13 protein-coding genes are annotated in these 10,908 nt (G+C 34.6%); 12 read left to right on the top strand and 1 reads right to left on the bottom strand.

Annotated features, from left to right (window positions below):
* Positions 1-239: 239 nt before the first annotated feature.
* From C1I60_RS12740 to C1I60_RS12760, 5 genes are all read left to right on the top strand, one after another.
* Positions 240-557: a hypothetical protein gene (locus C1I60_RS12740; RefSeq protein WP_137062029.1), complete on the top strand. Its 318-nt coding sequence runs from the start codon at positions 240-242 to the stop codon at positions 555-557.
* Positions 558-578: 21 nt separating this feature from the next.
* Positions 579-1,040, top strand: coding sequence for a hypothetical protein (locus tag C1I60_RS12745; protein ID WP_137062030.1), 462 nt, complete (start codon positions 579-581; stop codon positions 1,038-1,040).
* Between the two features lie 34 nt (positions 1,041-1,074).
* The gene (locus C1I60_RS12750; protein ID WP_137062031.1) at positions 1,075-1,320 is read left to right on the top strand and encodes a hypothetical protein; all 246 of its coding nucleotides are present in this window, start codon (positions 1,075-1,077) and stop codon (positions 1,318-1,320) included.
* A gap of 481 nt (positions 1,321-1,801) precedes the next feature.
* Entirely contained in the window at positions 1,802-2,647 is an 846-nt protein-coding gene (locus tag C1I60_RS12755) for a hypothetical protein (protein WP_137062032.1), read from the top strand.
* Between the two features lie 44 nt (positions 2,648-2,691).
* Positions 2,692-3,117, top strand: a complete 426-nt coding sequence (locus C1I60_RS12760) for a hypothetical protein (RefSeq protein ID WP_137062033.1) — start codon at positions 2,692-2,694, stop codon at positions 3,115-3,117.
* A 224-nt stretch (positions 3,118-3,341) separates the two neighbouring features.
* Here the strand turns inward: C1I60_RS12760 and C1I60_RS12765 are convergent, their stop codons facing one another.
* Positions 3,342-3,764 carry a helix-turn-helix domain-containing protein gene (locus C1I60_RS12765; RefSeq protein WP_137062034.1) on the bottom strand — a complete coding sequence of 141 codons (423 nt, stop codon included), beginning with the start codon at positions 3,762-3,764 and terminating at the stop codon, positions 3,342-3,344.
* 207 nt (positions 3,765-3,971) lie between these two features.
* Between C1I60_RS12765 and C1I60_RS24480 the strand changes: the two genes are divergently transcribed.
* The 7 genes from C1I60_RS24480 (at position 3,972) to C1I60_RS12805 (ending at position 10,182) form a co-directional block, all read left to right on the top strand.
* Entirely contained in the window at positions 3,972-4,622 is a 651-nt protein-coding gene (locus C1I60_RS24480) for a hypothetical protein (RefSeq protein ID WP_170970792.1), read from the top strand.
* A 43-nt stretch (positions 4,623-4,665) separates the two neighbouring features.
* A complete protein-coding gene (locus C1I60_RS12775; protein WP_252361694.1) occupies positions 4,666-5,115 on the top strand; it encodes a hypothetical protein in 450 nt (149 codons plus the stop codon).
* Positions 5,116-5,379: 264 nt separating this feature from the next.
* Complete coding sequence (locus C1I60_RS12780) at positions 5,380-5,706, top strand: hypothetical protein (RefSeq protein WP_137062035.1); 327 nt, start codon at positions 5,380-5,382, stop codon at positions 5,704-5,706.
* A gap of 493 nt (positions 5,707-6,199) precedes the next feature.
* Positions 6,200-6,424: a hypothetical protein gene (locus tag C1I60_RS12785; RefSeq protein ID WP_137062036.1), complete on the top strand. Its 225-nt coding sequence runs from the start codon at positions 6,200-6,202 to the stop codon at positions 6,422-6,424.
* A 495-nt stretch (positions 6,425-6,919) separates the two neighbouring features.
* The gene (locus tag C1I60_RS12795) at positions 6,920-7,393 is read left to right on the top strand and encodes a hypothetical protein (RefSeq protein ID WP_137062038.1); all 474 of its coding nucleotides are present in this window, start codon (positions 6,920-6,922) and stop codon (positions 7,391-7,393) included.
* Between the two features lie 815 nt (positions 7,394-8,208).
* Entirely contained in the window at positions 8,209-8,523 is a 315-nt protein-coding gene (locus C1I60_RS12800; RefSeq protein ID WP_252361695.1) for a pathogenicity island protein, read from the top strand.
* Positions 8,524-9,327: 804 nt separating this feature from the next.
* The gene (locus C1I60_RS12805) at positions 9,328-10,182 is read left to right on the top strand and encodes a tyrosine-type recombinase/integrase (protein WP_137062039.1); all 855 of its coding nucleotides are present in this window, start codon (positions 9,328-9,330) and stop codon (positions 10,180-10,182) included.
* The last annotated feature ends 726 nt before the right edge of the window (positions 10,183-10,908 follow it).

The raw sequence follows: 10,908 nt of genomic DNA on the forward strand, positions 1-10,908 counted from the left end.
TGTACCGAATAAAGAACAGAAGAATTTCGAAAATAATTTCGAAGATAAAATAAGCCCCATCTTACTGGATGCTCATCGACTTCGTATGGATAGACTACTGGACAGGGTTGAAGAATTAGCAATAGGAATTATGGAGGCTTTATGCAAGATAAATGTTGGTCAACCAGAATATTGCCGATCTATTAGACATAGTTGAGTCACATCGATAAAATGGACAGGTGTTATAAGGAGGAGTTACATTGTCACACCCAAAAATGTTTATCAATTTATTAGAATATGAAATACAAAGCTATCAAGAGAATAGAACGTCTGGCGCTCTTACAGTAGAAGAACAACAAGAATATAATAGAATGAATAATATTCGTAATAAACTGATTAAAGGTAAAGATTTAACTGAAGATGATGCGTACGATCTATATAGCCATATATCATATCGATGCAATAATGAAGTTCTTGAAAATTTTATTTTTAAATTCATTACTAAGGAATCGTTCAATAGAAAGCAAGCGGAGTGGAAAAAGAGGAACACGCTAAATTTAGATGATTTTTTCGGATGAAATGGCTATTTTAGAGATGAAATGGGAGGAAAGGATGTATTGAAGACAACTCATGTGGGGGAAATCCGAAAATTGGTGCGTAGACAGGTCGGAACTATTAATACGAAGTTTGAGTTGAATCTAGCGGTAAAAGAAGAAAAGCTGGAGAAGGGATTTCAAATGGTAGCAGATGCTCCTGAGACAATTATTTATGATCCCAATGAGATAAAAGATGTATTTAACAACCCGCGCTTTTTTGATCAGGCTGGCGTGTCGACAATAGCTAATTTAATAAAGATTCTAATTGCACACGAAACTGGACACTTAATTGATTATAAGAGAAATAGTTTTCTTTTTTATAATAAAGGCCATGAAGAACAAATGGAGCTAAATGCATGGAAGCTAGGCGAGCAATACATTGATGATGAAATTAGAAGTGAATATGAAACATTTAAGGATTTTTCATTAGATTCATACCGAAGATCAAACAAATTTAAACAATAAAAATAAAAGATGTTTTTTAAAAGGAAGGTAGAGTATGTATTCACATATTGACATACTTAATGAGATGGTGAAAGAAAAAAAGGTAAAATCAACAAAAAATATAGCAGCAATATTTGTTGGAGAAGCAGTGCAAATATGGTATATGTATGGAGCTTGGGTTATTGCTGAACCAGAAAAAGAAATGAGATCTGGACGTTCATCAAGTTACGAAAGTTTTTTGAGCATGATCGCTGAAAAATATCCATCTGAGGAATTTGGGGAACATAAAATAATCGCTTGATCGTATAAAATGCATGTTTCAAATGTTCTGTAACAATACAAACACTCAAGTCTGTATAAAACACCAATTTTACCATCCAGTTACCCCCATATTGACGGTGACTGGATTTTTTGTATCCAAATCGTACGACGTCGGATGGTTTGTGCTTGTGGAATTTTCGACCACTTCAATATCTTCATTGAGAAATGTGAGCGGTTAAAAAATAATTGAATCAAGTACTTGGCAGGATAAAAAAAGATATGCCAATTGTTATTTGCATAGTGTTTTCAAAAACTCATTACTATTTTTAATCTACAGCACAAGATATTAAAAATAAAATTGTTTTTTTATTACATATTTCGACAACATTTTTAAATTTATAATGATATTATATTAAATAAGAATTATAAACAAATTAAACAGTAGATTAAAAAATATTGATTTTTTCAAGAAGAAATGTTATAGTTTGGTAGAAAAAAACACACTTATTGGAGGTAATTTGATGAAAAGTATTAAATTGTTATCTGTTTTGACTCTTGGTATCTCAGTTTCGTTATTTAGCACTGTTGTAGCATCTGCATCACCCATTGTTAATTATTCCAAATTACAAAACTATGATGTTGCCGAAAAAAAACAAGATTTATCAAAAGAAGAGATACTAAAAAGTATGCCTGATTATAATCCGAAGCTTGAGGCAGAGTATAAATTTAATTACGATAACCTTAAAGATTTGGAGAAAGAAGCAAAAGAGTCGCCTGAACCTCCCACTCTTGAAGAGATGAAATCAGTAACTTCTTCAACTTATAACAATTTAACGCTCCAAGGAGGGCCTTTAGTAGAGTTGGCAAGAACAGAAATAAAATTGCAATTGATTTCACCTATGGAGGTTTATGGTTTAAATTATTCAGCAAACATGCTAAACTGGTCTTTACAAGATAATCCGGGAACATACACTAGATTGAGTAATTCGGGTTTTTCTACTGATTTGAAAAATACTGTGAAGATACAGAATATTTTAGATGCTTTTAAAACCAAACTTTCCTCGGTTAGTGGAACTTCATATAGTGTAAATAATAGTGTGGGGCTAACTACATCTAACTCCACTCAGGATTTCTATTTAGCGCTACATAATGTTAACTATGAAATTGCTGCAAACAAATCAAATGGTAGATGGGATATTCAGATGTATATAACTGATAATTACGATTTTGCTTATCAAAACATTACTAGTGCTAGTGGTTTTAAATCTGCTTTTGTTAGAATAGTTAATAATTATGCTCAATATTACCAAACTTATGGTGCTATTGTGCCCTATAATGTTAGAATATTCATAAACGACTCTAAATAACTGGAAAATTATAAAAAAGTAAAAGAGGAGGTAAAGAATAGGATATGTTTAAAAAAATTATGTTCTTTACCTTTTCACTTATCGTTTCCTTAGTTTCCTGTTATAGTCTTGTGCAATTTTGGCTTTGGGATGCTACCCAACACGAAAGCGATTATAGTGAATTAGAGAATGGTTTAGCTATTTTTGCTGTTGGACTCATATTTTCCTTTATATTGTTAGTATTTCATATAGTGTTCCATATAAATGTTTTTATAAAGTATATACACAAGAGTGAAAAACCTTTAATTGTTAAAAATATATTTTTTAGCGAAAATAAACTAGGGGTTTTAGTGCGTTGTATACTTTTGGGGATTCTTATATTAGGGTACGTTTTGTTGAGAGATATCCCGCTCAATATTTTGATTGTATTTAGTCTAACCTACATTTGTTATAGTGTGTGGGTATTACAAATTAGAGAAGAAAAAAGATGAGTTTTAAATAAAATTTTCGCTCCTAAATACTATTTAGTATTTAGGAGTTTTTTAATTAATAGCACTCTCCTGTTCCTATAAACTGTATAAGTTTAAATTACAGCGTTATTACGTATTAACTTTAATTTGCATTCAACGTAAAATTTCGTTCAATCGGTGTACACGACAAATAAGCCTAGATAGAATCACCTAGGCTCTTTGCTGTGTTTATGAACGATGTGATTTCAAACCTCTTCAAGTCTTGATTCAACAATGCTCAATCTATCCTCATTTTTTTGTACTCGTTCTCCCAAATCATTAATCTTTTTTGTTAGCAAAATCACTTGTTCAGGAGTTGCTACTTCATATGATAAATGCAATTGTTCCTGACTGGTGCTTTTCATTTCTTCTCCTGTGTATTCTTCTCCTCTTGCCAGCCAATCAATAGACACCCTTAAACAATCGCTTATCGCCATGACAACATCTATAGAGGGGCGTTGTTTATTGTTTTCTATATATGAAATCGAAGTTCCAGTGTAGTTTTTGTAACTAATCACTTGTCCGTCTTCATCATATAGAGGTATTCTAATCTTTTCAGCTAGTTCATTTATTTTCATACCGCGCTTAAGTCTCATTTCCTTAATTCTTTCTCCTAATGAATCGTGCATACTTTTATCCTCGCTTTGTATGAAGTAGGTAACTTAAATTCCACAATTATATTATCAGTATATAGCTTTTTTGATAATAAGTATACTTTATGTTCTAACTAAAACTAGTTTATTAAAGTATATCTTGACATTTTTATAGGTATAGTTTATATTTTTCGTAAGAAATACTTTAATTAATGAATTATACTTTAAAGGAGAGAAGACCTAATGTCCAAAAAAACCAACAAGCAAGCCATCATCGACATTGTACGAATGAATCAAATTTGGGAATCAGAAGGGGAAGCTACTGAAAAGGAACTGCACTATTACCACATAACAGACGCTTTAAATCGCAAATGGCAAACTATTGGTCTGAATGTCTCAGACGCAATTCAAGTGTTTGAGCAAGGCAATGACGACAACTGGACTCGTATTATTGCGCCAGCACATTACAATCCAAATATAAGCGTCAATGATCTAATCAGTATGCTTAATATCTCTCCTGAAGCAACAGGAATTCGCAATGATATGCAAATCATCCTGAACACTGTTGAGAGAAGAAATTCCTTCATTAGCAGAATCATCAACGTTAATCCTGAAAGCACATTTCTTTTACTCCACCAAATGAAGGAAGAATATTTACAGCATAGCCAACTTACAGACGAACAGTTCATTCAATTGTACGCTGTAAATCCCGTGGAAGCATTGTCCATGTATTTCTTGCAGCCTATTGATATCATCGCATATTGGGAATGGGCTAACGCTAACGGTACTGCTGAAAAGGCTATCCAGTACAAACGTGAGGATCCATTGTTGCCCTTTATTCAGGCTATTGAACGTTCAGAGGATGAAGCTATGGATATGGCTTCTGGCTGCTAATCTGTCACATGACACAATTATAAAACGAATGGGGAAGATACATATGACAATCGCACTGAGAAAACTGCAACCAACTCAATCCACCACTAACAACAGTGAGGTGTCTGCCATGAACATTGCATTTGAACAACTGTTGATCGAATTTGAAATCAAGCCTACAGCCGTTATCTTTATCGACCTAATGAAGTTTCATCTGAAAACTGTTGAACGTATGAATGAATTTGCTAATCGGATGCTGAACGAAGATTCGCCTTTCTCCTTGATCGTGAAAATGTGGAAAGAAGATGTGGACGCACATAGTTATACTGACAAAGCTGACTTTGTATACGACTATTACCGCGACAAGAAAGCTGCATTTGAACGACTCTTTCAAGAACCAGCACATGACTGGAAGATGGATAGATACGAAACCGATGATCCTGAACGTATTTATGACACATATCTTGAACAAGGCAAATACAGTCACATGACGGAAGTCGCAATGTTCGCTTAATCCAATAATACATAACAGGATGGAGACAACCACATAATTACTTACAGAATAATCTGTCCTGTTATTTCGTGTAACAGCATATTAATGACATTAAGTAGGCTTCAATAACCTTTTTAGGGCTTTTAACAGCTATGGCAATCAAATGTAAAAGAGTCATTTTATCATCATAATCAACACTGTATCGTAACGAGCCGCACTTACTGTAACTATGATTTAGATAACCGCAAATATAAGTGAGTTATAACATAGAAGGGAAGCGAGAGCATGACACAACTACCATTTCCCATAGCACAACGTATGGAGCTTGAACGAAAGCATTTTCCCAACGGTGTCAACGCTGCTCAAATTGCAATGCTAAACAACATAGAAAAACGCCTTGCTGAAGCGTACAAGGCTGGCTATGAGCAATCATCTATATTTGGTTTCCATGAATGGTCGAACAATACTGCAATGGGCTATGCAATCATGGCAATGGAAAGGTTAGATTTTGAATATGTACAGATAAAACGTGTCATAAAATCAATGTATCGTGTATTTGATGGAATAAGTATTGAACAGGCAAGGCAGCACTACAATGAGTCGACATTTTAAGTCGTAAATCAACGCCTGTAACTTTTATATAACTATCATTCTAAAATAAAGGAGCAATCAACATGTACAAATGTGGACGACTTATTAAAGGGAAGCTTTTTCTACAGACTTGGGATGGTCAATTGATCAACCTCAAAACACTGGTTCAAGCCAGCAGAAAGGCTATGTAACATGAATATGGAATGGTTGAACTCAATGTATAGACAGTTGGTAAAAGAGGCAGCAGGGAAGAATATAGAGCTTGAGAGAAGGCTGGAGATTAGGAAGGAATTGAGTATGATTAGACGCATTAAGAGGAATACCAAGGAAGAGAGAATGTGCATGTAAAGTCATGGAGGGTCAAAATTAGCCCCCCCCTTGATTATGAAATAAGCGCCTAGCGATAGGGGCTTTTTTTGTTACCAATATTATAGGTTGTTGCTGATAAAAAGATGATGATATATAATTAAACATAAATAGATATTTTTACAATATTACTAAGGGAGTTGGATTAATGAACAGAAGAGCAGCAGGAGTTTCATTTTGTTTTATAGCAACTATACTCTATGTATCTAGGTATTTTATTGTAACAAATGGTGTAGTAAACTATGCTGATGCACCATTGTATATAGCATTGAATAGGTTAAATGGACATGATGTTCTGCTTGTACTCAGCATAATAGCTTTAATTATAGGAGTAACTTACATCATTATTGAGGAAGTTAGAAAAGGAAAGTAAAGTACTCAATCGTCAAGAAGATAGTAGAAATCAGAGCTATGATCTCTTAACTTTTCTGCCAACTAATCGTCTAAGAAAATCAATGATTAGTCCTGTCAGAAAGAAAGAGATAAAATGGATGATATAGGTGGGAAACTGAACTTTAATAGTTACACTGTCGATTGCTAATTTTGCACTATCAAAGTCAAAAATCCAGTGTCGAAATGGCTCAGTATATACAATAGAATTTAGAAGTGGATTCAATCCGATAAGGAGGACATTTTTATCATCATTTCCCAAATAGTTATTCAAGCATATTAAAATGCTTATTACTGAAAACCAAAACGTGGCTTTCTTATAAGGCATAAGCAACACTCCTCCCCAATTTTTTCTTTTATATTGTATCATATCCCTTTGAGTGATTTCATTTTACATAAAACAGCAACAAAGTTCATTATAGAAGAATATATATAATAGCTTTTGTCTTATTAGCATATTGAAGAGGATGATATAAAAATGAATCCAAACCAGCTTCACACAATGACCTACACACTAAACAGCGGTATTAAAGGAAGTATTAACCTGTCCACTAAACAAATACAGGGATGGATAGAATCATATCGTGTAGGAAGTAAATATGTAACCACAGTAGGCAAAGAACATTTTGGATTAAATCCTGAGCTTGTAGCAGACTTTAAGGTACATAATGAATTTTCTGAGCAAAGGGAACATGTGACAGCAATACAACCTACAGCAGCAAGCAAGGCCAATGAGCAGCTAGCAGACGCATACAGTCAGCATAAGACATTGATTCAGGTAGAGTGTAAATGTGGAGCTTCCTATATAGAGGAATCAGCATACAAACGTAGCAAATGGGGCTGTAAAGAGTGTGGTGAAATTGTGTTTCTGGATAGCAAGAAGGGGATGGTGGAAACATTAAAAGGTAAGGCTTGGTATATGACCAATAGGTATTTTGTTGAGAGAGGTTGAGGCTTCTTTCATTTTGAAATAAACCTCTACATGCAATGGATCACGGCTTTTTGCAACTTGCCAAAACCCACAATAGGCTTTTGACGAACTGTCAAATCCCTTGATATTACCGGGTTTAACGTAGTGTTAAACGGTTGGACACAGCGTCCAACTTTGGGGTGTCACCTCATGTCACCAAGTGACACGATTAGTTTGGGACATCCCAAAATAGGGGTTCCAACTTTAGATGTGGTATCTGCAATAATATAGACAATCTATATTCGGATGTAACGAATCCCGACAACTGAATTGGACTCATTGACATTTTAAATGTCGCGTTCCACGACAATAGAACTGACGGTAATTTACCTTCGAGCCTTCTAAGCTTAACTTAGTAGCCCAATACTGGAATCAATTCAATAATTAGATTGTTCAGGACGAAGTTTTGTCCTCCCTACGTGTCTTACCAAACTTGATGAGTCCTAAGTTTAACTTAGTGCTGACCAAAATAATTTTGCTCACCAATTTCATTTTCAATATCAGCTTGAGTTTTTGCCAAAGCAAAATTATTTTGGTTTGCCTCTTTGTCATTGGATAGTAATTATTTTCTATCCTCTTATCATACTGATTGTCCGATTATTAAATATTGAATCAATTTTAGTATAAGACTGGGCTACTAAGTTAAGCTTAAAAGGCTCAAAGGTGAAATGGTTTTGAGTACCACTATGGTACGGGAGAATATTCGGCCAATATATGAGGAACAAAACTAGGTTAAACCGAGTTACAAGCAAATAGCTGGTCAATCAGTATTTGAAATTGGACGACGATTAAAACATGTGAAAGAGAATGACTTGGTACATGGTGAATGGTCACGTTGGTGTGCTGATGAGATAAGGATGACACGTCAACAGGCAGACAAATTCATCGTAGTTTTCGACGAGTTAGGAATAGATGACAATCCGAATTGTCAAATTGGAGTAACTAGATTATACGAAATAGCGCTGCTGCCACCAGAAGATCGGGAACGAGAGCATACGTTGAAATCAGGTGAACGGAAGACAGTGAATGAAATGACTGTGAGGGAGGTTAGATTTGAGTTTCTTCTATTATATATAATTGTACTCTTCTGTCTTTGGGACATCTTGTCCTAGAGATGGCATACATATATGAATTGAGTAAGCCTATTAGAGTGAAAATTGATGAAAATATGTCATCTACTCCGCGATTCTTGTTACGATTCACGATACGTGTTTGCTGTGCGTGAAAGTATAGATAAATAATGGATTTTGCGAATTTTAGTTTTTTACAATTTAATTAATAAAAATTAAATAATTCCTTGATCCATCAAGCTTTTTTGAATATTTTTCTCCGATAACTACGATTGAAACCACGATGCAAAGCAATTCTTTATAAATCCCTTTATTTATCTATTCTTTTGCTATTTTCTCGATACAGCCACGATACAAATATATTCAGGTACGATTTTGGTTCAAACACGTCCAAAAGCTATATAGAATAAGTGTTTTATGAACATATGATCAAGTTTAACGATTGAGTTTCGATACGGGTGTCGATGAAGGTTGTCCTCTACAGTGTCTCCAAAGTTGGCGATACCCTCATATGGTTGACACAGCGTCAACATTGACTGTCTAACGTACAAATCACACGACTTTGATATTTTCTATGTTGTTCAATGGGTTTAACGCTGCGTTAAACTTTTCTTGACTATATCAGTGTTAACCGTCCTGAATTTCAAGATGGTTATTTCTGCTGACCATTTTGTCCGGCAGAATGTTGTATAGTCAATAATTTTCATCAATTCTAGTAATACCACATAACAACAATTATGTTGCAAAGTGAAAGAGATAACAGTATAATTAGACTATATAATGCAACATAATTTATATAGAATCTACTTGAATTGAATGCAACATAATTGTATGGGAGTGGTGAAGATGATCCAAGCTTTTGAGGGATACTTACGGCAAGATGAAAAAAGTCTGAATACAATTAAAAGTTACATACTTAATGTAAGTGGATTTATGAAATGGTTTGATGAAAGTAAAGGAATGGAGTTCAATAAGCTGCATAGAGAGAATGTGAAGGATTACATTAGTTATCTCAAAACAGTGAAGAAGCTTGCTCCTGTTTCCATCAATGCTAAGATCAGCGCACTTATTAAGTTTAACGATTACCTGATTGAATCAGGAGTGCAGTCAGAAATTGCGATTAATAAAAAGGATATGTTAAAGATTCAACGTCAATATGCTTCACTGGCTACTGTTGGACTTGCTGACGTTGAGAAGTTCAGACAATTGGTGCTGGAACATGAGTCAAAACGGAACTATGCTATCGTGTCATTACTGGCCTATTGCGGATTGCGGATCAGTGAAGCTCTAAATGTCGGCATGAATGATTTTAATTTGACATCAAGAGAGTTAATTGTATCCGAAGGCAAAGGAAAGAAGACTAGAACTGTGTTTATGGGAGATAAGGCGAGGACAGCCATACAGAGTTGGATTAAAGATCGCTCAGACAAGGGCATTACAAGTGATTATCTGTTTCCAAGTAACAGAGGAGGTAAATTAGACAGAACCGTGATCAATAAGCTTTTCAATAAATATTCAGCGATTGTAGAAAAGGAAATAACTCCCCACGATCTGAGGCATTTCTTCTGCTCTTTTGCCTTAGAAAATGACATGTCAGTCCATGAAGTAGCGAATCAAGCAGGGCATAGCAACATTCATACCACGCTTTTGTATGCCAATCCTACAAAACAAATGATGATAGAGAAGATGAACAGACTCTAAATTCATATGTGTACACTACGTACACACTCACAAGCCTAGGCAATAATCCTGTCTAGGTTTCTTTGTTATTAACATCCATATATTAGTATATAATTAAAATGAGGGGGTGTATTTACACCTAAAACACCTGTTTAATTCCCAAAATTGCCCTTAGCACATCCAGCTACACACTGAAGCTATTTTATAAGCGAACGATTCAGCTATATGAACAATTTGGAGATGCGCAGACATCTGCGTATTTACCTATGGGTAAAATGTTCGAAATGGTATCTCTACCAGAATCTATTGATACCGATACGCAAAATTTTGTGGAACGGGGGGTATTTAAAATCAAATTACCATTCAAATTCCACAAATAATGGCATAGCACTTCCACTCCCCGACTTAGCCTATTTTTTGACTCAATACCACGCAAATTGTTGACGATGTTGGTCTGCTTCACACATCAATTCTAAGCTGAATCCATAGATAAATTACAAAGGAAAATGAGTATCAATGTTTAATCTGGTAACTTTGTATGTTTTGAGTAGTACCGCTATTTTCTACTAAAGATTATCAAGTAAAGAACAATTCGCTTGGCAAAATGAATGATACCCTTAATCAAGAAATCATTGTAAACTATCCAAAAAGGTATCTTAAGTAAATATCTGAGAGGTATATGATTTTGTACCAAAAGATGGTATAATCATGAGCGATAAAACAAATTTATTTTACTACTTGATTCTC

Source organism: Paenibacillus terrae, from assembly GCF_005217525.1.
Lineage (GTDB): Bacteria > Bacillota > Bacilli > Paenibacillales > Paenibacillaceae > Paenibacillus > Paenibacillus terrae_C.